18 protein-coding genes and 5 tRNA genes are annotated in these 24,166 nt (G+C 58.8%); 10 read left to right on the forward strand and 13 right to left on the reverse strand.

Annotation, left to right across the window (positions count from 1 at the left end):
- The first annotated feature begins 7 nt into the window (after window positions 1–7).
- From KGA97_RS17530 to KGA97_RS17555, 6 genes are all read left to right on the forward strand, one after another.
- Window positions 8–658, forward strand: a complete 651-nt coding sequence (locus KGA97_RS17530) for an amino acid ABC transporter permease (RefSeq protein WP_008024645.1) — start codon at window positions 8–10, stop codon at window positions 656–658.
- The gene (locus tag KGA97_RS17535; RefSeq protein WP_008042626.1) at window positions 651–1,373 is read left to right on the forward strand and encodes an amino acid ABC transporter ATP-binding protein; all 723 of its coding nucleotides are present in this window, start codon (window positions 651–653) and stop codon (window positions 1,371–1,373) included. The genes KGA97_RS17530 and KGA97_RS17535 overlap by 8 nt, the downstream gene beginning before the upstream one ends.
- Before the next feature lie 133 nt (window positions 1,374–1,506).
- The gene (locus tag KGA97_RS17540) at window positions 1,507–2,535 is read left to right on the forward strand and encodes a trans-3-hydroxy-L-proline dehydratase (protein ID WP_223481162.1); all 1,029 of its coding nucleotides are present in this window, start codon (window positions 1,507–1,509) and stop codon (window positions 2,533–2,535) included.
- Between the two features lie 128 nt (window positions 2,536–2,663).
- Complete coding sequence (locus KGA97_RS17545) at window positions 2,664–3,581, forward strand: dihydrodipicolinate synthase family protein (RefSeq protein WP_008042630.1); 918 nt, start codon at window positions 2,664–2,666, stop codon at window positions 3,579–3,581.
- A gap of 71 nt (window positions 3,582–3,652) precedes the next feature.
- A complete protein-coding gene (abaF, locus tag KGA97_RS17550) occupies window positions 3,653–5,050 on the forward strand; it encodes an MFS transporter (RefSeq protein WP_207285969.1) in 1,398 nt (465 codons plus the stop codon).
- A 137-nt stretch (window positions 5,051–5,187) separates the two neighbouring features.
- Window positions 5,188–6,768 (forward strand): aldehyde dehydrogenase (NADP(+)), encoded by a 1,581-nt coding sequence (locus tag KGA97_RS17555; protein ID WP_223481163.1) that lies wholly within the window; start codon window positions 5,188–5,190, stop codon window positions 6,766–6,768.
- A 39-nt stretch (window positions 6,769–6,807) separates the two neighbouring features.
- Here KGA97_RS17555 and KGA97_RS17560 read toward each other — a convergent pair whose 3' ends face one another.
- Window positions 6,808–7,815 carry an Ldh family oxidoreductase gene (locus KGA97_RS17560; RefSeq protein ID WP_008024639.1) on the reverse strand — a complete coding sequence of 336 codons (1,008 nt, stop codon included), beginning with the start codon at window positions 7,813–7,815 and terminating at the stop codon, window positions 6,808–6,810.
- Between the two features lie 264 nt (window positions 7,816–8,079).
- Between KGA97_RS17560 and KGA97_RS17565 the strand changes: the two genes are divergently transcribed.
- On the forward strand, window positions 8,080–9,210 hold the full coding sequence (locus tag KGA97_RS17565; RefSeq protein ID WP_008042649.1) for a carbon-nitrogen hydrolase family protein: 1,131 nt from the start codon (window positions 8,080–8,082) through the stop codon (window positions 9,208–9,210).
- Window positions 9,211–9,213: 3 nt separating this feature from the next.
- Window positions 9,214–10,254, forward strand: a complete 1,041-nt coding sequence (locus tag KGA97_RS17570; protein WP_207285966.1) for an AraC family transcriptional regulator — start codon at window positions 9,214–9,216, stop codon at window positions 10,252–10,254.
- Window positions 10,255–10,603: 349 nt separating this feature from the next.
- On the opposite strand, the gene KGA97_RS17575 is transcribed toward KGA97_RS17570, so the two are convergent.
- The 12 genes from KGA97_RS17575 to KGA97_RS17630 form a co-directional block, all read right to left on the reverse strand.
- Window positions 10,604–11,443, reverse strand: coding sequence for a DUF2242 domain-containing protein (locus KGA97_RS17575; protein WP_223481164.1), 840 nt, complete (start codon window positions 11,441–11,443; stop codon window positions 10,604–10,606).
- A gap of 230 nt (window positions 11,444–11,673) precedes the next feature.
- Complete coding sequence (locus KGA97_RS17580; RefSeq protein WP_223481165.1) at window positions 11,674–13,545, reverse strand: SurA N-terminal domain-containing protein; 1,872 nt, start codon at window positions 13,543–13,545, stop codon at window positions 11,674–11,676.
- A gap of 102 nt (window positions 13,546–13,647) precedes the next feature.
- Window positions 13,648–13,725: transfer RNA gene (locus KGA97_RS17585), tRNA-Leu, on the reverse strand.
- Between the two features lie 53 nt (window positions 13,726–13,778).
- On the reverse strand, window positions 13,779–14,051 hold the full coding sequence (locus tag KGA97_RS17590) for an HU family DNA-binding protein (protein WP_002552737.1): 273 nt from the start codon (window positions 14,049–14,051) through the stop codon (window positions 13,779–13,781).
- Between the two features lie 147 nt (window positions 14,052–14,198).
- On the reverse strand, window positions 14,199–16,595 hold the full coding sequence (lon, locus tag KGA97_RS17595) for an endopeptidase La (RefSeq protein ID WP_008034103.1): 2,397 nt from the start codon (window positions 16,593–16,595) through the stop codon (window positions 14,199–14,201).
- Between the two features lie 162 nt (window positions 16,596–16,757).
- Window positions 16,758–18,041 (reverse strand): ATP-dependent Clp protease ATP-binding subunit ClpX, encoded by a 1,284-nt coding sequence (gene clpX, locus KGA97_RS17600; protein WP_007946893.1) that lies wholly within the window; start codon window positions 18,039–18,041, stop codon window positions 16,758–16,760.
- A 112-nt stretch (window positions 18,042–18,153) separates the two neighbouring features.
- Entirely contained in the window at window positions 18,154–18,789 is a 636-nt protein-coding gene (clpP, locus tag KGA97_RS17605) for an ATP-dependent Clp endopeptidase proteolytic subunit ClpP (protein WP_008034105.1), read from the reverse strand.
- A 93-nt stretch (window positions 18,790–18,882) separates the two neighbouring features.
- The gene (gene tig, locus KGA97_RS17610; protein ID WP_032832734.1) at window positions 18,883–20,193 is read right to left on the reverse strand and encodes a trigger factor; all 1,311 of its coding nucleotides are present in this window, start codon (window positions 20,191–20,193) and stop codon (window positions 18,883–18,885) included.
- 402 nt (window positions 20,194–20,595) lie between these two features.
- Window positions 20,596–20,671 (reverse strand) — tRNA-His (locus KGA97_RS17615).
- 77 nt (window positions 20,672–20,748) lie between these two features.
- Window positions 20,749–20,833: transfer RNA gene (locus KGA97_RS17620), tRNA-Leu, on the reverse strand.
- 54 nt (window positions 20,834–20,887) lie between these two features.
- Window positions 20,888–20,963, reverse strand: a tRNA-His gene (locus tag KGA97_RS17625).
- Between the two features lie 32 nt (window positions 20,964–20,995).
- Window positions 20,996–21,072 (reverse strand) — tRNA-Arg (locus KGA97_RS17630).
- A 275-nt stretch (window positions 21,073–21,347) separates the two neighbouring features.
- Between KGA97_RS17630 and folD the strand changes: the two genes are divergently transcribed.
- Together folD and pbpG are read left to right on the forward strand one after the other, a co-directional pair.
- Window positions 21,348–22,202, forward strand: coding sequence for a bifunctional methylenetetrahydrofolate dehydrogenase/methenyltetrahydrofolate cyclohydrolase FolD (folD, locus tag KGA97_RS17635; RefSeq protein ID WP_008034109.1), 855 nt, complete (start codon window positions 21,348–21,350; stop codon window positions 22,200–22,202).
- Between the two features lie 240 nt (window positions 22,203–22,442).
- A complete protein-coding gene (gene pbpG, locus KGA97_RS17640) occupies window positions 22,443–23,381 on the forward strand; it encodes a D-alanyl-D-alanine endopeptidase (protein ID WP_192229177.1) in 939 nt (312 codons plus the stop codon).
- Window positions 23,382–24,166 lie beyond the last annotated feature (785 nt).

The following is a 24,166-nucleotide window of genomic DNA, read 5'->3' on the forward strand; positions in this document are numbered from 1 at the left end:
CGTGACTATGTTTTCCACCGGTTTTTCCTGGAACGACCTGCTGTTCCTGCTTAACGGCGCCTGGATCACGCTGCAACTGACTTGCTGGGCGATCCTGCTCGGCACGTTCGCCGGGCTGGTGTTCGGCCTGCTGCGTGCGCTGTTGCCACGGGCCAGCCTGCCACTGGCATGGGTACTGGACGTGTTTCGCAGCGTGCCGCTGCTGATCCAGTTCGTGCTGTTCAACTCGCTCAAGAGCATCGTCGGCCTGAACATCAGTGCTTTCAGCGTGGGCTGCATCGTGCTCGGGGTTTACGCCGCCGCGTACTTCACCGAGATCGTGCGCGGCGGCGTGCTGTCGGTACCGCTGACCCTGCGCCGGGCCAGCCGTTCGCTGGGCCTGAGTTTCTTCCAGGACCTGCGCTGGATCGTCCTGCCGATGGCCTCGCGGGTAGCCTTTCCCGGTTGGCTGAACCTGGTGCTCGGGGTGATGAAAGACACCGCGCTGGTGATGTGGATCGGCATCGTCGAACTGCTCCGCGCCTCGCAAACCATCGTGACCCGCATTCAGGAACCGCTGCTGGTGCTGTGCATCGCGGGCCTTATCTACTACGTCATGAGCCTGGTGGTCGCACGCCTCGGCGCTCGTCTGGAAAGAAGGTGGCAAGAAAATGATTGAGATCGACAACGTACACAAATCCTTCGGCGACCTTGATGTGGTCAAGGGTGTCAGCCTGACCGTGAACAAGGGCGAAGTGGTGTCCATCATCGGCGGCTCCGGCTCGGGAAAATCGACCCTGCTGATGTGCATCAATGGCCTGGAACCGATCCAGAAAGGCAACATCCGCGTGGATGGCGTCGAGGTGCATCACCGCGCAACCGACCTCAATCACCTGCGGCAGAAAATCGGCATCGTGTTCCAGCAATGGAACGCCTTCCCGCACCTGACCGTGCTGGAAAACGTGATGCTCGCACCGCGCAAGGTCCTGGGCAAAAGCAAGGCCGAAGCCGAGGCGCTGGCCGTGCAGCAACTGACTCACGTCGGCCTGGGCGACAAGCTCAAGGTGTTCCCCGGCAAGCTTTCGGGCGGCCAGCAACAACGCATGGCCATTGCCCGCGCCCTGGCCATGTCACCGGACTACATGCTGTTCGACGAAGCCACCTCGGCCCTCGATCCACAGTTGGTCGGCGAAGTGCTGGACACCATGCGCATGCTCGCCGAAGACGGCATGACCATGGTGCTGGTGACGCACGAGATCCGCTTCGCCCGGGACGTGTCCGACCGCGTGGCGTTCTTTCGCAACGGCCTGGTGCATGAGATTGGTTCGCCGGATCAGGTGATTGGTAATCCGGTGCATGCGGAAACTGCGGCGTTTCTAAAGTCGGTGAAATAGACGATGCCCCCATCGCGAGCAGGCTCGCTCCCACATTGGCCTGGGTGAACCCCGATTTTATGTACGTCGCCAAACCCTGTGGGAGCGAGCCTGCTCGCGATGAGGCCTGCATAGACAACATAAGGAGCAAACCATGCGCTCATCGAAAGTGATTCATGTAGTCAGCTGCCACGCCGAAGGTGAAGTCGGCGACGTGATTGTCGGCGGCGTCGCACCACCGCCCGGTGCCACGGTGTGGGAACAATCACGCTGGATCGCCAGGGATGAAACCCTGCGCAACTTCGTGCTCAACGAGCCACGTGGCGGGGTGTACCGCCACGTCAACCTGCTGGTGCCGGCCAAGGACCCGCGGGCGCACATGGCCTGGATCATCATGGAACCGGCGGATACCCCGCCGATGTCCGGCTCCAATTCCCTGTGCGTGGCCACCGTGTTGCTCGACACCGGTATTGTGCCAATGACCGAACCGCAAACCCGGCTGGTGCTCGAAGCCCCCGGCGGCCTGATCGAGGCTGTAGCCGATTGCCGTGACGGCAAGGTCGAACGGGTGGAAATCAAAAACGTGCCGTCCTTCGCCGATCGCCTCGACGCGTGGATCGAAGTGGAAGGTGTCGGCTCCCTCAAGGTCGATACCGCCTATGGCGGTGACAGCTTTGTGATCGCCGATGCCAGGGAACTGGGTTTTTCAATCCGCCCCGATGAAGCCGCCGACCTGGTGGCGGTCGGGCTGAAAATCACCCGTGCCGCCAACGAGCAATTGGGCTTTGTGCATCCGTTGAACCCTGAGTGGTCGCACATTTCCTTTTGCCAGATCGCCGCGCCCGTCGTCCACGAGAACGGCATCGCCACCGGCGCCAACGCGGTGGTGATTCAACCGGGCAAGATCGACCGCTCGCCGACCGGCACGGGTTGCTCGGCGCGCATGGCGGTGTTGCACGCCAAGGGTTTGATGCGCGTCGGCGAGCGCTTTATCGGTCGCTCGATTATCGGCTCCGAATTCCACTGTCGGATTGACTCACTGACCGAAGTGGCCGGACGCCCCGCTATCTACCCCTGCATTTCCGGCCGGGCCTGGATTACCGGCACCCATCAATTGCTGCTCGATCCAAACGATCCGTGGCCACAAGGCTATCGACTGTCAGACACCTGGCCCGGTGCCTGAACACTCTGAAGCACTGACCACCCCGACCGACGGCTGACAAAAACCCCACAAACCTGAAAAAAGCACTAGCCGAATTTTTTCATTTTAAATATCGTATACGAAATACAATAAACAACCCGGAGGCAACAATGAGCAAGCGAATTAACTGGAGTGGCGTCTTCCCCGCGGTGACCACTCAATTCAACGATGACTTCTCGATCAACCTGGATAAAACCCATCAGGTGATTTCCAACGTGATCCGCGACGGCGTGTCGGGCCTGGTGGTTTGCGGCTCGGTAGGCGAGAACACCTCGCTGACTGCTGAAGAAAAAATCGCCGTGACCGAAGTCGCGGTCGATGCCTCGCGCGGCCGTGTGCCCGTGATTTGCGGTGTGGCCGAATTCACCAGTGTGCAAGCGGCCAAGGTCGCCAACGCCGTACGCAAGGTCGGTGTCGATGGCGTGATGCTGATGCCGGCGCTGGTCTACGGTTCCAAGCCGTTCGAAACCGCCGAGCATTACCGCTACGTGGCAAAAAACGCCGACGTGCCGTTGATGGTCTACAACAACCCGCCGATCTACAAAAACGACGTGACCCCGGACATCCTGATTGCCCTGGCCGACTGCGACAACGTGGTGTGCTTCAAGGATTCCTCTGGCGACACCCGCCGCTTCATCGACATCCGCAACGAAGTGGGCGACCGTTTTGTGCTGTTCGCCGGCCTCGACGATGTGGTGCTGGAAAGCCTCGCCGTGGGTGCTGAAGGCTGGGTGTCGGGCATGTCCAACGTGTTCCCGAAAGAAGGCGAAACCATCTTCCGCCTGGCCAAGGCCGGACGTTATGCCGAAGCCATGCCGATCTACGAATGGCTGATGCCGATCCTGCACCTCGACGCCCGTGCCGACCTGGTGCAGTGCATCAAGCTGTGCGAAGCCATCGCCGGTCGCGGCAGTGCGCTGACCCGTCCGCCACGCCTGGCCCTGCCGGAAGAAGATCGGCTCTTCGTCGAGCAGATCATGGCCAAGGCCCTGGCCAACCGTCCGCACCTGCCGGACGTCGGTCTCTGAGTGATTGCCGGGCGGGGCTTTGCGGCCCCGGCCCGGCTACCTGTTTTTGCGCCCCTACAGGAAACGCCAGCATGCCCAACGCTCAACACGCTCACCGCGCAACCACACCCTCGGGACTCAAGCGCGTCGTGGCCGCCGCCATGGCCGGCACAGTCGCCGAATGGTATGAATTCTTCCTTTATGGCACCGCGTCGGCACTGGTCTTCGGCCAGTTGTTCTTCCGCCAGACCGACAGCCCCATCGATGGCATCATCGCCGCTTTCGCCCTGTACGCCGTGGGCTTTCTCGCCCGCCCGTTGGGTGGCCTGGTGTTCGGTCACTACGGCGACAAGTACGGCCGCAAACGCCTGCTGCAACTGAGCCTGGTGGTGGTCGGTATCACCACCTTCTTGATGGGTTGCCTGCCCGGTTTCAACCAGATCGGCTATGCCGCACCGGTGTTGCTGGTGCTGCTGCGGCTGATCCAGGGTTTCGCGTTTGGCGGCGAATGGGGCGGCGCGATTCTGCTGGTGTCCGAGCATTGCCCGGACAATCGCCGAGGTTTCTGGGCCAGTTGGCCGCAAGCCGGTGTGCCGGCCGGCAACCTGGTGGCGACGGTTGCGCTGCTGCTGTTGTCGTCGAACCTGTCGGAGGAGCAATTCCTCGCCTGGGGCTGGCGCGTGGCGTTCTGGTTCTCGGCCTTCGTGGTACTGATCGGCTACTGGATTCGCACCAGCGTCGATGACGCGCCGATTTTCAAGGAAGCCCAGGCCCGTCAGGCGCAGACCAAGCAACAGCAACTGGGCGTGGTCGAAGTGCTGCGTCACCACTGGCGTTCGGTACTGGTTGGTATTGGCGCGCGGTTTGCCGAAAACATCCTCTACTACACCGTCGTGACGTTCTCGATTACCTATCTGAAACTGGTGGTGCACAAGGACACGTCCGAAATTCTGCTGCTGATGTTCGGCGCGCACCTGCTGCACTTCTTCATGATTCCGTTGATGGGTTATCTGTCTGACCTGGTCGGGCGCAAACCGGTGTACCTGACCGGCGCGATCCTCACGGCGTTCTGGGGGTTCATCGGCTTTCCGATGATGGACACCGGCAACAACTGGCTGATCATGGCGGCCATCACCCTGGGCCTGGCCATCGAATCGATGACCTATGCGCCCTACTCGGCGCTGATGGCGGAAATGTTCCCGACCCACGTGCGCTACACCGCGTTGTCCCTGTGCTACCAGGTGGCGCCGATCTTCGCCGGATCCCTCGCTCCGTTGATTGCGATCACCTTGCTCAACAAGTACCACAGCTCGACACCGATCGCGTTTTACCTGGTCGGCGCGTCGCTGATCTCCATCATTGCGGTCGGCCTGACCCGTGAGACGCGTGGCAAGTCGTTGCACCTGGTGGACAGCGAATCTGCCGCGCGGATCGCCGCCCTGAACGATGCCGAACCAGTGACCGCACGCCGCAGCGATTCCTTGGCCTGACGCCGCAGACCTGTAGGAGCGAAGCTTGCTCGCGAAGACGATGTGTCAGCTGACATCTCTGTTGAATGTATTACCGCCTTCGCGAGCAAGCTTCGCTCCTACAGATCCAGCCCCCTACATTCCGACAGGAGCTTTCCATGCCCGAGATCATCGGCCACAACTACATCGGCGGTGCGCGCAGCGCCGCTGGCAAGATCACCGTGCGCAGCCACGACGCCACTACCGGTGAAGCGCTGCCCTACGCGTTCATGCAGGCCACCAACGAAGAAGTCGACGCCGCCGCCCAGGCCGCCGCAGCCGCCTACCCGACCTTTCGCACGTTGTCGGCTATTCGCCGCGCGGAGTTTCTCGAAGCCATCGCCACGCAACTGGAGGCACTGGACGATGATTTCATCGCTCTGGTGACCCGCGAGACGGCGCTGCCGAACGGACGCATTCTGGGTGAGCGCATGCGCACCAGCAGCCAGATGCGTCTGTTTGCGCAAGTCCTGCGCCGTGGCGATTTTTATGCGGCACGCATCGACCGGCCCCTACCCGAGCGTCAGCCACTACCACGAGCTGATTTGCGCCAATACCGGATCGGCGTCGGCCCGGTCGCGGTGTTCGGTGCGAGCAATTTCCCCCTGGCATTCTCAACCGCCGGTGGCGATACCGCTGCCGCCCTGGCCGCCGGTTGTCCGGTGGTGTTCAAGGCCCACAGCGGGCATATGGCGACGGCCGAACTCGTGGCCGACGCGATCATCCGTGCCGCCGAGCAGACTGACATGCCCAAGGGTGTGTTCAACATGATCTACGGTTCTGGTGTGGGCGAAACCCTGGTCAAACATCCGGCGATTCAGGCTGTCGGTTTCACGGGGTCACTCAAGGGTGGCCGCGCGTTGTGCGACATGGCCGCGGCACGAGCGCAGCCGATTCCCGTGTTCGCCGAAATGAGCAGCATCAATCCAGTGCTGGTATTGCCCGAAGCACTGCAAGTGCGGGGCGAGAAAATTGCCAACGAACTCGCCGCCTCCGTGGTGCTCGGCTGTGGCCAGTTCTGCACAAACCCGGGACTGGTGATCGGTATTCGCTCGCCAGCGTTCAGCGCCTTCACCCAATCGCTGAGCACCGTGATGGCGGGGCAACCGGGGCAGACCATGCTCAACGTCGGCACGCTCGACAGCTACGCCAACGGTGTGCAGGCGCTGCACGCGCACCCGAACATCACTCACCTGGCCGGTCGCGATCAACAGGGCACACAGGCGCAGCCGCAACTGTTCAAGGCTGACGTGAGTCTGTTGTTCGATGGCGACCCGCTGTTGCAAGAAGAAGTGTTCGGTCCGGCGACAGTGTTGGTGGAAGTGGCCGACAAAGCCGAACTGCAACGGGCACTTCAGCACTTGCACGGGCAACTCACGGCCACGCTGATTGCTGAAGCCGGCGACCTGCAAAATCACCCCGGGCTGTTACCGCTGCTGGAGCAAAAAGTCGGCCGGGTGTTGTTCAACGGTTACCCGACCGGCGTCGAAGTCTGCGATGCGATGGTGCATGGCGGGCCTTACCCGGCCACCTCAGATGCGCGCGGCACCTCGGTCGGCAGCCTCGCCATCGAGCGTTTCCTGCGCCCTGTGTGCTATCAGAATTGTCCCGACGCGCTTCTGCCCGACCCGCTGAAAAATGCCAACCCGCTGGGCATCGCTCGCCTGGTCGATGGCAGCAGTCAACGCACGCCCCTGTAAAAAAAGCGCCACCGGTTTACCGGTGGCGCACGCTCTCACTCATCCCAGCAGCGCTTTCAGATCGTTGTACAACGCCTCGGGAATCTCGACGCCCTCCACCAGGCTACGCGCTCGCGCCTCATAGCGCCGTTGCGAGGGCAACCGTGCGCCCTGCCCTTCAATACTCTCAAACAAGACCTCGGCACGGGCCAGATGCTGCTCGGTGGCTTCACCGAGAAAACGTCGTGGATCAAGGGCAATGATCAACTCGCCGTGGTACGGCGACGACTTGCTGCCGGCGTCGTAAGCCAGTGACTCGGCGCTGGTCAGGTCGCCGATCAACGGCCCGGCGATCAGCTCCACCATGGCCGCCAGCGCCGAGCCTTTGTGCCCACCGAACGTCAGCATCGCGCCCGCATCGAGCACCACGTTGGCATCGGTGCTTGGCTGGCCCTGCGCGTCCACACCCCAGCCCTCGGGAAGCGCTTTGCCGGCGCGCCGGTGCAACTCGATATCGCCACGGGCAATCGCGCTGGTGGCGAAGTCGAACACAAACGGATCCTTGCCCGAGCGTGGCCAGCCGAACGCAATGGGATTGGTGCCAAACACTGGCTGGCTGCCGCCCGCTGGCGCCACCCAGGCATGACTGGGATTGCAGGCCAATGCCACCAAACCGGCCGCCGTCAGTTGCTCGATCTCAACCCACAGCGCAGAGAAATGCACGCAGCGATTGATTGCCAGAGCAGCGATACCGTTTGCCCGGGCTTTCTGCGCCAACAACGGCAGCCCCGCCTGGAACGCCAATTGTGAAAAACCACCCGCCGCGTCCACGCGCACGATCGAAGGCGCTTGATCGATGACCTGCGGCTCGGCATCGGCCGCCACTTTGCCTGCCCTGAGTGAGTTGACGCAGCCCAGGATCCGATACAAACCATGGGAGGCGCAGCCATCGCGCTCGCCGGCAATCACTGTGGCTGTCACCGCCTGAGCGTGGGCAAGGTTGAAACCGTTGTGCAGCAAGATCGATTCGGCCAGCTCGCGAGCTTCGGCCAGGGACAGACGGATCATAATCACCTCCTTGAACAGACCGTCCAGCCTGACCCGTTCCAACCGTCACGGCTTGATCGCTTTAGGCCGACGCCATGACGAATTCGGCACATATGGATCATTGCGATGCGTCTTGGCATTGGTTCGGCAGCGTCGGCCATCATTCGCTGCAAAACCGCAAAAAAATCAAAAAAACCGCCCCTCAACGCGTTGTTTTACCGTAGCCTCGTCCCCCATCCTGAACGCCAATCATGAACCCTGCACACGGCCACTAACTGTTTTCCCATGCGCAAACTTCTGTACCTGACTTTCTCCATGGCATTGATTGCCGCCCTGACGACCTACGCCATGTGGGCCGCGGATCGTCCGGCGGGTCATTACCTGTCGGACTTGCGCATCGATCTCGCCATCGATCAGGGAACGCCTGCCGATCGTGGCAACCTGCTGGGCATCCAGCCCGAACTGTTTCCCACCGACTACCAAAGCACCGAACGCTTGCACCGCAAACTCGCAGCCTATTTGCAGAAAGCCCAGGAACAGGGGCTGCTGAATGAAAAAACCATCGTCGTGCTGCCCGAACATGTCGGCACCTGGCTGATGGTCAGCGGCGAGAAAGACGAGTTGTATCAAGCCACCACGCTCAAGGAAGCCATGAACTGGCTGGCGGTGAGCAACCCGCTGAAGTTCATCCGCGCGCTGATCGGCGCCAAGGGTGACAACCGCCTCGACGATGCGCACCTGCGCATGAAAGCCAAGAGCATGGCCAAGGATTACCAGGCCCTGTTTGGTGGGCTGGCAAAGGAATTTCACGTGACGCTCGTGGCGGGCTCCATCGTGCTGCCCGAGCCGAGCATCATCGACGGCACGCTGAAAATCGGTCGCGGTGCGCTGTACAACAGCAGCGTGGTGTTCGGCCGCGACGGGCTGCCGATTGGCCAGCCACAGCGCCAGATGCACCCGATCGTCGATGAAAGCGATGTGATCCAGGCCAATGGCGAACACACGCTCAACGTCGTCGACACCCCGGCCGGACGCCTGGGCGTGTTGATCGGCAGCGACAGCTGGTACCCGGACAACTACCGCCAACTCGACGATCAGGGCGCGCAGCTGGTCGCGGTCCCGGCGTTCGTCATCGGTCGCGGCGCCTGGGACAAGCCATGGCGCGGCTACAAGGGTTTATCGACGCCCGACTCCGTCAGCCTCAAGGCTGGCGAACTGAGCGAGGGTCAAGCCTGGCATCGCCTGACGCTGACCGCTCAACCGCCCGCCAGCCAGGCCATCGCCGGCATGAGCGTGTTCCTGCGCGGGCAGTTCTGGGATCAGGGCAGCGCCGGGCAAAGTTTTCTCAGCAGCAATGGACAGCATTTCGCCGGTGGAAACTTCCGTGGCGCGCGCTTGCTGAATCTTTGGTTGTAAACCATGAAACCGTTGCCGATGCGTCTGGGCGATCTGTCGGTGGGCTTTGTTCACAGCCTGGCCGACGCGGTGCGCAGTCACGGCATCGATCCTCAGCCCCTGCTCGACCAGTATGGCCTGGACCCCGCCCGGCTTGGCGAAGCCTGCGCCCGGCTGTCGATCCCGCGCTACATGCGCCTGGGCCACGGCGCCATTCAACTGACCGCCGACCCGGCACTGGGTTTACGCATGGGCCAGCTCAGCCGCCTGAGCCAGGCCGGCCTCGCCGGGGTTACCGCCGCGCAAGCACCGACCGTACGCGAAGCGGCACGTTGCCTGATTCGCTTCGAAGCCTTGTACGGCTCCAACTATCGCGGTCAATCGAGTTTCCACGAAGATGCCCAAGGCGCGTGGCTGCGGTTCTATTCCATCAGCCCTTACAACGCCTATAACCGCTTCGTGGTGGATTCGATCATCGCCGGCTGGTTGCAACAATTGTCCAGCGTCAGCCCGGTCCCCTTAAGCGCTGAGCGCATCGAGATCGAGTTCGACGAGCCGGATTACCGGGACGCTTATGCGGTGCTGGGCGATTGCCCGATCCAGTTTGGCGCCGAACAGAACCAACTGCGCCTGAGTCTGGCCAGCCTCGCTCAGCGCAACCCGCTGCACTGCCCGAGTACGTGGCGACACCTGCTGCAATTGTGTGAACGGGAACTGGAACAACTGACACGCACCCGCAGCCTGCGTGAACGCATCACTCAGTTACTGGGGCCGTTGCTCAATGGTGGCCGGGAACCCGACCTGGAAGAAGTGGCGGCACGCCTGAAGCTGCCTACCTGGACCTTGCGCCGCAAACTCACCGAGGAAGGCACGCAGTTTCGTGCAATTCTCAACGACACTCGTCGCGACCTGGCCATGACCTACATTCGTGACACCGAACTGGCGTTCGGTGAAATCGCCTACCTGCTGGGCTTTGCCTCAGCCGAAGCGTTTCAACGTGCTTTCAAACGCTGGAGCGGTCAGACACCCGGCGAGTTTCGCCGCAGTCACCGCCAGTCGGCCTGACGCTTACAGCTCGGTAGCGTCTTCGGCCGGTTCCAGCGGGTCCAGTTCAAAGGCCTGGAACTCGAGCAGCTCTTCTTGATAATCGTCCATTTTGAATCCCCCATCGCTCATTGAAAAAACGCTTGAATAAATGACCTGCACCTTGAGCATAAAGTGCCCGCGTGAAAGAAAAATGACGCAGGCACGACGCTCCGTCGCTACTGAATAAAACGTAGCAGGTGGTCAGGAATTTATCACAGGTTTTTTCGATACAGGCCATCGGAATGTGGCCTGGGTTGACGCGGATCAAACTTGAACACGATTCCGGGATCGACAGGCTGCGAGCCGATCCCGGAACGTCAGTCACCGATTATTGGCTGGTCACAGGCATGGCAGGAATCGGCTCACTCGGAGGAGGCAAATTCGACTGCGCCGGTGGCGTGACGTTTTCCGTCGACGGTGCCGCCGATTCAGCGTTCTCGACCGGTGCAACCGGTGCGGGCTCAGGTGACGGTGCAACCGGTTCTGCAGCAGGGGCTGGCGCAGGCTCGGCTGCCGGAGCTGGAGCTGGAGCTGGAGCTGATTGGGCGGCAGAGGCCGGCTCAGGCGCCGGAGCGGCCTTGGCTTCAGGCACGCCCAGATCGGTTTTCGGCTTTTCGACGATGTGCGCGGCTTTTTTCGCTTCCGGCGGCAGGAACAATTCGACCAGGGCGAAGAAACGCTCGTAGAACTTAGCCGACGAGACGGTTTCGCTGGCGACCTTGACCATCGAGTCGTCGGACGAGCCGATCGGCATCGATACCGAACCCAACACACCGACACCGAGGCTCGCGGAGTTGTTGGTCTTCTTCAGCGCATAGCGGTCCTGCAAGGCGTTGGCGAACATGGTCGCGTGATGGCCTTCGCTGCCATCATCGGCACAGACCACACTGAAGCTGATCTCCATGTGGGTCTCGCCAGTCTGCTGGAAGCTCTTGTGACCACTGATCAGCTTCGGGTCGTTGCTGGTGATGATGTAACCCTGGCTGAGCAACGCGCGACGGGCGGCTTCGCAGGATTGCGCATCGGTGACCGGGTAATTGCGCGAAAAGGTTCCGGAGTCGTCGAAGTTCTCATGCTCATAGATCGGGGCTTTTTTCGAAGAGCAACCGGCCGCGACGGCCAGCACCAACGCCAGCCCGACAACCCGCACGGGAAATGATTTAAACATTGAACATCCTGAGAAAAACGGTCCGGGGCGTATTGTGCAACAGATCGATGCTTAGCGTCGCATCGATTAGTGTCTTGAAACAGTTACAAGTGTAATGACTGCCATTTACAGGAAAAAGTCGCCCGGAAAAACCTCAGCCGACGGACAGCCCCTGCCCGCTTTTTCTGCGCCCACAAAAAACCCCGGCGGTTTGGCCGGGGTTTTTGTGTCGCGGGAAACTCAGTCAGGCATCAGAAACGCTTGATGTCCGCTTCGGCTTCCAGCTGCTTGCGGTAGGCCGCAAAGTCTTGCTGACCAATGCGCGAGGCGAGGAAGCGACGGTATTGAGCCTTCTCTTCGTCGGTCGGCGCAGCGGCTTCGTTGACGCCGTTCAGACGCACGATCACCAGGCTACCATCCGCCAGGGTCACGCTGCTGAAGGTCGGCTTGTCTTTGGCAACCGGCTTCGGCATGCGGAACAACGCTTGCAGCACAGTCGGGTCGATCCCTTCCTGAGCGCGATTCGCCGCAGCGGTGACTTTCCAGCTCTGACCGTCAATCGCCTTGTCCAGCGGCGTCTTGCCTTCGCGCAGGCCGGCAATCAGCTCATCAGCCTTGGTCTTGGCGGCAGCACTGGCGTGCTCCTTGGCCAATTGCCCACGGATGGCGGCAGAGACGCTTTCCAGCGGCAGTTGCGCAGGCTTCAGGTGTTCCTTGGCACGCAACACGATCACGGTTTCCGGATCGAGTTCGATGGCGGTGCTGTTGGCACCCTCATCCAGCACTTCGGGACTGAACGCGGCAGCGATCACCGCACGGTTGGCTGCAACGCCGTCGCCACCTTCCCGGCCGAACGGCTTGGAGGTGTGAACGGTCAGTTTCAGGTCCTGTGCCGGCTGGGCCAGATCGGAAGATTCGAACGACGAGTCTTCCAGTTGCTTGGTCGCCTCGACGAAACGCTGCTCGACCTGCTGGGTTTTCAGCTCTTTGGTCAGCTTGTCTTTCAGGCTAGCCAGGGTCGGAACTTCCGGCGCCTCGACACCCAACAGCTTGATCAGGTGGAAGCCGAAATCAGTACGAACCGGGGCCGAAACCTGGTCCTTGGCCAACGCATACAGCGCGGTTTCGAACGCTGGATCGTAGACGCCAGGGCCTGCGTAACCGAGGTCACCACCGTTGTTCGCCGAACCTGGATCCTGGGAGAACTCCTTGGCCAAGGCCTCGAACTTCTCGCCTTTGGCCAGACGGGCCTGAACTTCTTCGATCTTGGCCTTGGCTTGCGCCTCGGTCACCTTGTCGTTCACTTCGATCAAAATGTGCGCCGCCCGACGTTGCTCGGACAGGTTGGCGATTTCTTTCTGATACGCCGCTTGCAGGTCTTCGTCTTTCACCGCGACCTGATCAAAGAAGGAAGACTTCTTCAACTCGAGGTAATCGATGATCACCTGATCCGGCGTCATGAATTCCTTGGCGTGTTCGTCGTAGTAGGCCTTGACCTCATCGTCGGTCAGCTTCACAGCCGCCGGGTCAGCCTTGACGTTCAGGGTAGCGAAATCGCGGGTCTGTTTTTCCAGACGGGCGAAGGCCAGCACCTGTGCGTCGGTGACGAAACCGCTGCCAGCCAGGCCAGCGCGCAGTTGGCCGATCAGCATTTCCTGAGCCAGCATCTGGCGGAATTGCATGCGGCTGTAGCCGAGCTGACGAATAACCTGATCGAAACGCTCGGAGCTGAACTTGCCGTCCACCTGGAACTCAGGGGTTTGCAGGATCACTTGGTCCAAAGCCGCTTCGGAAAAAGCGAATTTCGAGTTTTCTGCGCCTTGCAGCAGCAGCTTGCGGTCGATCAAGCCTTTGAGGGCCGATTCGCGCAGCATTTTTTCGTCGAGCAAGGAAGCATCGAAATCCTTGCCCAGCTGTTGCATGAGTTGACGGCGTTGCATATCGACCGCCTGGCTCAGCTCGTTCTGGCTGATTTCTTCGCCGTTGACCTTGGCCGCATCGTTACGATGGGTGGTGGCCTGAAAAATGGCGTCGAAACCGGTCAAAGCCATCAGTGCAACGATGACCCCGATAATGGTCTTGGCAATCCAGCCTTGTGAATTGTCCCTGATATTCTGCAGCATGCGTCCCCCAGAAACGGTTGAACTTCAAAATTAGGCAACCGTGGAGCGTGGGTAGAATCCGGATAGAAGAAAGGCGCATCCGAGGATGCGCCTTCTCGTAACTGGCGGAGCGGACCAAGGGTTCGAACTTGCGACCCTCGGTGTCTCGGACCGGCAACTTGCCGACTGGACTACCGCTCCGCTGCCAGGTCAGGCATGACCCCGACCCGGATAGGCAAAAACCTGAATCGAACTTAGTTGACAGCTTCTTTCAGTGCTTTACCGGCTTTGAAACCTGGTTTTTTGGCTGCTGCGATTTCCAGTGTCTTACCGGTCTGTGGGTTACGACCAATGCGAGCTGGACGATCAGTCACGGAGAAAGTACCGAAACCAACCAGAACAACAGAGTCGCCAGCCTTGAGAGCGCCAGTGACGGATTCGATTACAGCGTCCAGCGCACGGCCAGCAGCAGCTTTCGGGATATCAGCGGATGCAGCGATAGCATCAATCAGTTCCGACTTGTTCACTCTAAGTCCCCTTATATCTATTTGAGTATGATTCTAAGTTTTTTGGTGAAAGCAAAAACGAGTGCTGAATGGCCTACAGACACTTAAGAGCCGCTTTATAACAAGGGCTCTAAAAAGCTGTCAACAAGCCCTCCAGGCAAATGCGTACTAATGCGTGCTAATTCTTTCCTTAGAGTCAGACTCGCGTTTTTCATCCTTTGCAACTATCTCCGGAGCTACATCGGGCAAGGGCTCCGGCGCGTATTGCAGCGCAATTTGCAGGACCTCGTCAATCCATTTAACCGGTTTAATCTGCAGATCTTGCTTGATATTGTCAGGAATTTCCTTCAGATCGCGTACGTTCTCTTCAGGAATGATCACCGTCTTGATCCCGCCACGGTGGGCAGCAAGCAGTTTTTCTTTCAGACCGCCAATCGCCAGCACTTGACCGCGCAAGGTGATTTCACCCGTCATGGCCACGTCAGCGCGCACCGGGATCCCGGTCAACGCCGACACCAGGGCCGTGCACATGCCTACACCGGCGCTAGGGCCGTCCTTCGGGGTCGCCCCTTCCGGCATGTGGATGTGCGTGTCGCGCTTCTCGTGGAAGTCCAGGGGAATGCCCAGGCTCTTCGCGCGGCTGCGGACAACGGTCAGGGCAGCGGTGATCGATTCGACCATCACGTCACCCAGCGAACCGGTCTTGATCAACTGGCCTTTGCCCGGTACGACAGCGGCTTCGATGGTCAGTAATTCGCCGCCCACCTGAGTCCATGCCAAACCGGTCACCTGACCGATCTGATCCTGCGATTCAGCCAGGCCGTAGCGGAATTTACGCACGCCCAGGAAGTGCTCCAGCATGTCGGCAGTGACCTTCACCGAGAAGCGTTTTTCCAGTGCATGCTCCTTGACCGCCTTGCGGCAAACCTTGGCAATCTGGCGCTCCAGACCACGTACACCGGCTTCGCGGGTGTAGTAGCGGATGATGTCGCGGATCGCTTCGGCGTCGAATTCCAGCTCGCCTTTCTTCAAACCGTTGGCCGTGATCTGCTTCGGCGAAAGGTATTTGACGGCGATGTTGATTTTCTCGTCTTCGGTGTAACCCGGCAGACGAATCACTTCCATCCGGTCGAGCAGCGCCGGTGGAATATTCATCGAGTTCGAGGTGCACAGGAACATCACATCGGACAGGTCGTAATCGACTTCCAGATAGTGATCGTTGAAGTTGTGGTTCTGCTCCGGATCGAGCACTTCCAGCAACGCCGACGCTGGATCGCCACGCATGTCGCTGCCCATTTTGTCGATTTCATCGAGCAGGAACAGCGGGTTGCGCACGCCCACTTTTGTCATCTTTTGAATCAATCTACCTGGCATCGAACCGATATAAGTCCGGCGATGACCACGAATTTCCGCTTCATCGCGTACACCGCCGAGGGCCATGCGCACGAATTTACGGTTGGTGGCGTGAGCAATCGACTCCGCCAGCGAGGTTTTACCCACGCCAGGAGGACCAACCAGGCACAACACCGGGCCACGAATCTTCTTCACGCGTTTTTGCACGGCGAGGTATTCGAGGATGCGTTCTTTGACTTCTTCCAGACCGTAGTGGTCGGCGTCGAGGATGTCTTCGGCACGCGCCAGGTCCAGACGCACTTTGCTCTGAGCCTTCCACGGCACCTGAACCAGCCAGTCGATGTACGAACGCACCACGGTCGCTTCCGCGGACATTGGCGACATTTGCTTCAGCTTGTTCAGTTCGGCCTGGGCCTTGGCCAAGGCGTCTTTCGGCAGGCCGGCGGCATCGATGCGCTTTTTCAGCTCTTCGATTTCGTTATGGCCTTCGTCGCTGTCGCCGAGCTCTTTCTGAATGGCCTTCATCTGCTCATTCAGGTAGTACTCGCGCTGGCTGCGCTCCATTTGTTTTTTGACGCGACCGCGAATGCGTTTTTCGACTTGCAGCAGATCGATCTCGGCATCCAGCAACGCCAGGACGTGCTCGACCCGGGCCGACAAATCGATGATTTCGAGAATTTCCTGCTTCTGCTCGATCTTCAGGGCCATGTGCGCGGCCATGGTATCGACCAGGCGGCCTGGCTCGTCGATGCTGTTGAGCGACGACAGGACTTCAGCGGGGACTTTCTTGCCCAGCTGCACATATTGTTCGAACTGAGCCAGCAGGCTGCGGACAAACACTTCCGACTCGCGCTCAGGCGCATCGACTTCATCGATCAAGGAGACTTCGGCACGGCAATGGCCGTCCACTTCGCTGAAGCGCTCCACGGCGCCGCGCTGCTCACCTTCGACCAGAACCTTGACCGTGCCGTCAGGCAACTTGAGCAACTGCAGAACGGTAGCGATCGTGCCTACGCGATAAAGTGCTTCTTCACCGGGATCGTCGTCAGCAGGGTTTCTCTGGGCCAGCAGAAGGATCTGCTTGTCGCCCGTCATCGCTGCCTCGAGGGCTTCGATGGATTTCTCGCGCCCCACGAACAGCGGGATAACCATGTGCGGATAAACCACGACATCACGCAATGGCAGGAGAGGCAATTCGATGGTTGTCTTCATGATTTCGCCTCTACGGCGGCCATAAGGCCGTAAACAGATGGAAGTAAGCTTGAAACCAAGATGGGGGCTGCCTTGAAAAAAAACAAGCGCAAAGAGGACGTTAAAAATGCTTTAAAAGAAAAGGGGCCCGAAGGCCCCTTCTTTATTCCAGCTGCGTGACGCTTAAGCGTCTGGCGCGGCCTTGGCAGCCGGCTCACTGTTTTCGTAGATATACAGTGGCTTGGACTTGCCTTCTATAACGCTTTCATCGATCACTACTTTACTCACCTCGGACTGCGAGGGAATTTCATACATAGTGTCGAGCAATACACCTTCGAGAATCGAGCGCAGTCCACGGGCACCGGTCTTGCGTTCCAGGGCACGTTTGGCGACCGATTTGAGTGCGTCGGCCCGGAATTCCAGGTCCACGCCTTCCATCTCGAACAGCTTGGCATACTGTTTGGTCAGAGCATTTTTCGGCTCGGTGAGGATCTGCATCAATGCAGCCTCATCAAGCTCGTCCAGCGTGGCAAGAACCGGCAGACGACCGACGAATTCCGGGATCAGACCGAACTTGACCAGATCGTCAGGCTCGACTTCACGCAGGGATTCACCGACTTTCTTGCCTTCTTCCTTGCTGCGCACTTCTGCGTTGAAACCGATGCCGCCCTTGGTGGAACGGTTTTGAATAACCTTTTCCAGACCAGAGAATGCGCCGCCGCAGATGAACAGGATGTTACGGGTGTCAACCTGAAGGAATTCCTGCTGCGGATGCTTGCGACCACCTTGAGGCGGAACGGAAGCGACCGTACCTTCGATCAGCTTGAGCAGGGCCTGCTGCACGCCTTCACCGGAAACGTCCCGGGTGATCGACGGGTTGTCAGACTTGCGCGAGATCTTGTCGATCTCATCGATGTAGACAATGCCCATCTGGGCTTTTTCTACGTCGTAATCGCACTTCTGCAGCAGCTTCTGAATGATGTTCTCGACATCTTCACCCACATAACCCGCCTCGGTGAGGGTGGTTGCGTCGGCGATGGTGAACGGAACGTTCAACAAGCGGGCCAGTGTTTCGGCAAGCAGGGTTTTACCCGAGCCTGTCGGGCCGATCAGCAAGATGTTGCTCTTGCCGAGTTCGACGTCGTCATTCTTTTTGTCACGCTGGTTCAGGCGTTTGTAGTGGTTGTACACCGCTACAGCCAGAACCTTTTTTGCACGCTCCTGACCAATCACGTACTGATCAAGGATGCCGCTGATTTCTTTAGGCGAAGGCAATTTATGCGCGCTGCTTTCCGCCTGGGCTTCCTGCACCTCCTCTCGGATGATGTCATTGCACAGGTCGACGCACTCGTCGCAGATAAAGACCGAGGGGCCGGCAATCAATTTGCGCACTTCATGCTGGCTTTTGCCACAGAAGGAGCAATAGAGCAGCTTGCCGTTGTCCTCGCCGTTGCGGGTGTCAGTCATTCGTTCGATCCAAATCCGATAGGCTTGCAACACAAGATGAAGGCTATTGCGGGCTTTTTCAAGCCCGCTGGTGATCGGACCAGCCGACCCGCCTTATTTTGAGCTGCTTATATTAAGCGGGGCGCTGGGTGATCACTTCATCGATCAACCCGTATTCACGCGCGGCTTCTGCACTCATGAAATTGTCGCGGTTGGTATCGCGCTCGATCTCTTCAAGCGTGCGCCCGCTGTGCTTGGCCATCAGCGTGTTGAGACGCTCACGAATGAAGAGGATTTCCTTGGCATGGATTTCGATATCCGAAGCCTGCCCCTGGAAACCGCCCAGTGGCTGGTGAATCATCACGCGTGAGTTCGGCAGGCAGTAACGCTTGCCAGGAGCACCGGCGGTCAGCAGGAATGCGCCCATGCTGCAGGCCTGACCGATACAGGTGGTCGACACGTTAGGCTTGATGAACTGCATGGTGTCGTAGATCGACATGCCCGCCGTCACCGAACCGCCCGGGGAGTTGATATAGAGATGGATGTCCTTGTCCGGGTTTTCCGCTTCAAGGAACAGCAGCTGCGCGCAAATCAGGTTGGCCATGTAGTCCTCTACCGGACCCACCAGAAAGATCACCCGCTCCTTGAGAAGACGCGAGTAAATGTCGTAGGCGCGCTCGCCACGAGCAGACTGCTCGACAACCATCGGGACCAGGCCGCCTGCGGCCTGGATATCAGAGTTCTGCTGAATATACGAATTACGGAACATGCTCTGCAGTCACTCCCAAATAGTTATGTCTTGAATACGCATAAGCCAGCACGAAGGCTGGCTTATGGTGTGTGCTTCTTACCGCAGAAAAGATCAGTCGGCTTGTGGAGCTTCTACCGGCTTGACCGCTTCTTCGTAAGAGACCGATTTGTCGGTCACGCTAGCTTTCTGCAGAACAGTATCCACAACTTGCTCTTCCAGCACAACCGAACGGACTTCGTTCAGTTGCTGCTCGTTCTTGTAGTACCAGGACACAACCTGCTCAGGCTCTTGGTAGGCCGAAGCCATTTCCTGGATCATTTCGCGAACGCGGGCTTCGTCAGGCTTGAGGTCGAATTGCTTGACCACTTCAGCCACGATCAGACCCAGAACAACGCGACGCTTGGCTTGCTCTTCGAACAGCTCGGCCGGCAGTTGGTCAGGCTTGATGTTGCCGCCGAACTGCTGAACAGCCTGCACGCGCAGACGGTCAACTTCGTTGGACAGCAGAGCCTTTGGCACTTCGATCGGGTTGGTGGCCAGCAGACCGTCCATTACCTGATTCTTGACCTTGGATTTGATTGCCTGACGCAGCTCACGCTCCATGTTCTTGCGAACTTCGGCGCGGAAGCCTTCCAGACCGGTTTCCTTGATGCCGAATTGAGCGAAGAACTCTTCGTTCAGCTCAGGCAGTTTTGGCTCGGAAACAGTGTTCACAGTCACGGTGAACTCAGCGGTTTTGCCCGCCAGGTCCAGGTTCTGATAGTCAGCTGGGAAGGTCAGGTTCAGAACGCGCTCTTCGCCGGCTTTAGCGCCAACCAGACCGTCTTCGAAACCCGGGATCATGCGGCCGGAACCCAGAACCAGCTGAGTGCCTTTGGCGGAACCGCCAGCGAACACTTCACCGTCAACCTTGCCGACGAAATCGATGTTCAGTTGGTCGTCGTTCTGAGCGGCGCGATCGGCCACTTCGAAACGGGTGTTCTGCTTGCGCAGCACGTCCAGCATTTTGTCCAGATCGGCGTCAGCCACGTCAGCGCTCAGGCGCTCAACGGTGATGCCTTCGAAACCGGCAACGGTGAACTCTGGGAACACCTCGAAAATCGCGACGTATTCCAGGTCTTTGCCAGCTTCCAGGGATTTCGGCTCGATCGAAGGAGCGCCAGCCGGGTTCAGCTTTTGCTCAACTACGGCTTCGTAGAAAGAGGACTGGATGACGTCGCCGACAGCTTCCTGACGTGCATCAGCACCAAAACGGCGCTTGATTTCGCTCATCGGCACTTTGCCTGGACGGAAACCAGCGATCTTGGCCTTTTGGGCGGTCTGCTGCAGACGCTTGTTGACCTGAGTCTCGATGCGCTCAGCCGGCACGGTGATGCTCATGCGGCGCTCAAGAGCAGAAGTATTTTCAACAGAAACTTGCATGGATATTCCTCGTTGCACAGACGTTGGCCGGCCGTTTCCGACCCCAGAATCAAGGGCATGCATTCTAGTAGGTCAAACTCAAGAAGTCACCCTACTGAAAACGGGTAACAACGCAGCAGGCAATTTATAGGTGCGAATGCATGAATGCATCTCGCCCCGGTGGCAAATACAGCCAATCATGCCAGGGCTCTGCGCCAACCCTTCTATATATAGAAGCGATTGCCAGGCATCTCCCTGACAGCCGATCTCGCGAGCAAGACCGGCGAGCAGCACGGCATCATCGAGAAACAAAAATACGACGAAACGCCCTGCGCCTGCGACCCAGAACCTGCAGTCGCGAAACACTCAGACCACTAAAACAAAAAAGGCGCCAGACTGTTAAATCTGGCGCCTTTCGGAATATGGGGTGGACGATGGGGATCGAACCCACGACAACGGGAGTCACAATCCCGTGCTCTACCAACTGAGCTACGCCCACCATATTGCGTAACAAAGAAGCCAAACAACTTCTTCGTTGAGCTCCAGCCAAGCCAGCGGCCTGAATGAAGCTTTATTTGGTGCGGATGAAGAGACTCGAACTCTTACGCCTCGCGGCGCTGGAACCTAAATCCAGTGTGTCTACCAATTCCACCACATCCGCATGTAGCCGTTAAAGCAAAGGCGCCAGACTGTTAATCTGGCGCCTTTCGAAATATGGGGTGGACGATGGGGATCGAACCCACGACAACGGGAGTCACAATCCCGTGCTCTACCAACTGAGCTACGCCCACCATATCGCGTTACTTGTGCCAAAGCTGCCTAATGGCGCACCCGGCAGGACTCGAACCTGCGACCATCCGCTTAGAAGGCGGATGCTCTATCCAGCTGAGCTACGGGCGCCTTGTTAATCTGTACCCTTGAAGGACTACAAACTAAGTGCTTTCCAGCCTTGCAGAATCGTAATTCCACTCGACCTTCTTAACCAGTGCTAGGCTGTGCCCGACAAGTGCGACGAATAGTATAGAGCCCCCCGTAGGGCGTCAAATCCTTTTTAAAAAAAATTCATTTAATTAAAGGGGTTAGAGGAATTTGCAGACCAAGCGCCTTTGCCCTCACCTCATGACATGCGAGAATGCGTTCTCTTTTTTTCCCCTCTCGATGGTTAATCACGCGCAATGACTGCACAACTAATCGACGGCAAATCGATCGCCGCCAGCCTGCGCCAGCAGATCGCCAAACGCGTTACCGAGCGTCGCCAGCAAGGCCTGCGCACTCCCGGTCTAGCGGTGATCCTGGTCGGCAGCGATCCTGCCTCTCAGGTTTATGTCTCGCACAAGCGTAAAGACTGTGAAGAGGTCGGCTTCATTTCCCAAGCCTACGACCTGCCTTCCGAAACCACTCAAGAAGCGCTGACCGCCCTGATCGATCGCCTGAACGACGACCCGGCAATCGACGGCGTTCTGCTTCAACTTCCGCTGCCTGAACACCTGGACGCGTCCAAATTGCTGGAACGCATTCGTCCGGACAAAGACGTCGACGGCTTCCATCCTTATAACGTCGGTCGTCTGGCCCAGCGCATTCCGCTGCTGCGCCCTTGCACGCCCAAAGGGATCATGACCCTGCTGGAAAGCACCGGGGCCGATCTTTACGGGATGGATGCAGTGGTCGTCGGCGCCTCCAACATTGTCGGGCGACCGATGGCGATGGAATTGCTGCTGGCCGGTTGCACCGTGACCGTCACCCACCGCTTCACCAAGGATCTGGCAGGCCACGTCGGTCGCGCCGATCTGGTGGTGGTCGCCGCCGGCAAGCCGGGCCTGGTCAAGGGTGAGTGGATCAAGGAAGGCGCGATCGTGATCGACGTCGGCATCAACCGTCAGGAAGACGGCAAGCTGGTCGGCGACGTGATCTACGAAACCGCCCTGCCCCGCGCTGGCTGGATCACTCCAGTACCGGGCGGCGTCGGCCCGATGACCCGCGCCTGCCTGCTGGAAAACACGCTGTACGCAGCGGAAACGCTGCACAGCTGAGTTCACGCCTCGATCCAGGCAACGAACAAAAGAACCCCGCCAATGGCGGGGTTCTTTTTGCCCGCTGAACAGCCCCTACCACTCGCCGGAAACCTGCTGTTTTGTAGGGCTTTTCAAGGACTTTGACTTGTTGATTGAACAACCATCGACAGTTCTTCAGCCATACTCCTAAAATGCGTCGTTTTTTTAAGCAACAGCCCGTTACAAAACGGCTAATCCACACCTTATGAGTCTGCCAGCGTGAAAATCCGTCTTTCCATCCTGAGCCTATTTTTTGTATTTACAGGGACGTTCATCACGCCAACGGTCAATGCTGCTGAAACCACCGCGGCACCTCGAGATACGAAACAACTCAAGCTGGCTTCCGGCAGCTCTTTGCTGCTGGATATGCAGACCAACAAAGTCATCTATGCCAGCAACCCCGATGTGGTTGTCCCTATCGCCTCCGTCAGCAAATTGATGACTGGTCTTGTCGTGGTCGAAGCCAGGCAGAACATGGACGAGTACATCAATATCAACATCAGCGATACGCCAGAAATGAAAGGCGTGTATTCCCGGGTGAAACTCAAAAGCGAATTGCCGCGCAGGGAAATGCTGCTGATCGCGCTGATGTCCTCGGAAAACCGCGCAGCCGCGAGCCTGGCCCACCACTATCCAGGCGGCTATGTCGCATTCATTGCCGCGATGAACGCCAAGGCCAAGGCGTTGGGCATGACCAGCACCCACTTCGTCGAACCGACTGGCCTCTCCCCTCGTAACGTTTCTACCGCACGCGACCTGAGCAAATTGCTGATCGCGGCGCACAAGTACCCGTTATTGACCGAGTTGAGCACCACCAAGGAAAAAACCGTCTCGTTTCGCAAACCCAATTACAGCCTGGGTTTCCGCAACACCGACCATCTGGTCGGCAAGCCGAACTGGGACATCAAGTTGACCAAAACCGGCTTTACCAATGAAGCCGGCCACTGCCTGGTACTGGTGACCAGCATGGGTAATCGTCCGGTGGCGCTGGTGATTCTCGATGCGTACGGCAAGTACACACACTTCGCCGATGCCAGTCGTATTCGCAACTGGGTCGAGACCGGCAAGGGCGCCAATGTTCCGTCTGAGGCCTTGCAGTACAAGTCGGAGAAGAACCTCAAGCACCGTCAGAGTGGTGTGGTTGAGGCTTCGAAGTAGTTGGGTATATATCCGTTTCTTCGGTAACGGCGGCTTATGGTTTCGCCCTTACGGCGAGTCACTTTCGAAAAGCGCGAAAGTAACCAAAGCGCTCTTGCCCCTTTCGTTCGGTGCCTCGCCATGGCTCGGCATGCCCTCGCTCCGGTCCTGCTCCGTGGGCCCGCCGCCATCGGCCATCCATGGCCGGGGGCGGCTAACCCGGCATCCATGCCGGGTTGCCCACTGCGCAGAACCTCCACTCGGCCTCTCGAGGGGGCGCTCAGATCAAAAGCGGAAGGCGAGCTAACGCTCGGCCTGATGAGTGGTGGAAATCAAAAGCGTATGCGATTTCCTGTAGGAGCCGGCTTGCCGGCGAAAAGCGTTTGAACAACGCGTTCATTCAGACAGCCCGCGTTATCGTTGGCGTCCATCGCCAGCAAGCTGGCTCCTACAATTTTGAATCGTGTGAACCCAATCCATTGTAGGAGCCGGCTTGCTGGCGATGGCGTCCATCCAGTTAATAAATATGTTGGATGACCCACCGCTATCGCCAGCAAGCCGGCTCCTACAGGGGGTTGGTGTGCATGTCCGGAATGAGTGAACGCATCAAAGAAGGGCAACACGGACGACTGAAGAGCCAGGTCGGCTTTCAGGCCGCCTAGGCGGCTGTGGCGGTAGTCGCCCCCTCGAGAGGCTGAGCGCAGGTTCTGCGCAGTGGGCAACCCGGCATGAATGCCGGGTTAGCCGCCCCCGGCCAGGGATGGCCGATGGCGGCGGGCCCACGGAGCAGGACCGGAGCGAGGGCA

The sequence above is a fragment of the Pseudomonas sp. BF-B-15 genome (assembly GCF_019946675.1).
In the GTDB taxonomy this organism is placed as follows: domain Bacteria; phylum Pseudomonadota; class Gammaproteobacteria; order Pseudomonadales; family Pseudomonadaceae; genus Aquipseudomonas; species Aquipseudomonas migulae.

What these genes read in the sequence shown, in the direction of transcription:
- KGA97_RS17530 (WP_008024645.1), top strand. Translation starts at nt 8, where the DNA reads ATGTTTTCCACCGGTTTTTCCTGGAACGACCTGCTGTTCCTGCTTAAC.
- KGA97_RS17535 (WP_008042626.1), top strand. Translation starts at nt 651, where the DNA reads ATGATTGAGATCGACAACGTACACAAATCCTTCGGCGACCTTGATGTG.
- KGA97_RS17540 (WP_223481162.1), top strand. Translation starts at nt 1,507, where the DNA reads ATGCGCTCATCGAAAGTGATTCATGTAGTCAGCTGCCACGCCGAAGGT.
- KGA97_RS17545 (WP_008042630.1), top strand. Translation starts at nt 2,664, where the DNA reads ATGAGCAAGCGAATTAACTGGAGTGGCGTCTTCCCCGCGGTGACCACT.
- abaF (WP_207285969.1), top strand. Translation starts at nt 3,653, where the DNA reads ATGCCCAACGCTCAACACGCTCACCGCGCAACCACACCCTCGGGACTC.
- KGA97_RS17555 (WP_223481163.1), top strand. Translation starts at nt 5,188, where the DNA reads ATGCCCGAGATCATCGGCCACAACTACATCGGCGGTGCGCGCAGCGCC.
- KGA97_RS17560 (WP_008024639.1), bottom strand. Translation starts at nt 7,815, where the DNA reads ATGATCCGTCTGTCCCTGGCCGAAGCTCGCGAGCTGGCCGAATCGATC.
- KGA97_RS17565 (WP_008042649.1), top strand. Translation starts at nt 8,080, where the DNA reads ATGCGCAAACTTCTGTACCTGACTTTCTCCATGGCATTGATTGCCGCC.
- KGA97_RS17570 (WP_207285966.1), top strand. Translation starts at nt 9,214, where the DNA reads ATGAAACCGTTGCCGATGCGTCTGGGCGATCTGTCGGTGGGCTTTGTT.
- KGA97_RS17575 (WP_223481164.1), bottom strand. Translation starts at nt 11,443, where the DNA reads ATGTTTAAATCATTTCCCGTGCGGGTTGTCGGGCTGGCGTTGGTGCTG.
- KGA97_RS17580 (WP_223481165.1), bottom strand. Translation starts at nt 13,545, where the DNA reads ATGCTGCAGAATATCAGGGACAATTCACAAGGCTGGATTGCCAAGACC.
- lon (WP_008034103.1), bottom strand. Translation starts at nt 16,595, where the DNA reads ATGAAGACAACCATCGAATTGCCTCTCCTGCCATTGCGTGATGTCGTG.
- clpX (WP_007946893.1), bottom strand. Translation starts at nt 18,041, where the DNA reads ATGACTGACACCCGCAACGGCGAGGACAACGGCAAGCTGCTCTATTGC.
- clpP (WP_008034105.1), bottom strand. Translation starts at nt 18,789, where the DNA reads ATGTTCCGTAATTCGTATATTCAGCAGAACTCTGATATCCAGGCCGCA.
- tig (WP_032832734.1), bottom strand. Translation starts at nt 20,193, where the DNA reads ATGCAAGTTTCTGTTGAAAATACTTCTGCTCTTGAGCGCCGCATGAGC.
- folD (WP_008034109.1), top strand. Translation starts at nt 21,348, where the DNA reads ATGACTGCACAACTAATCGACGGCAAATCGATCGCCGCCAGCCTGCGC.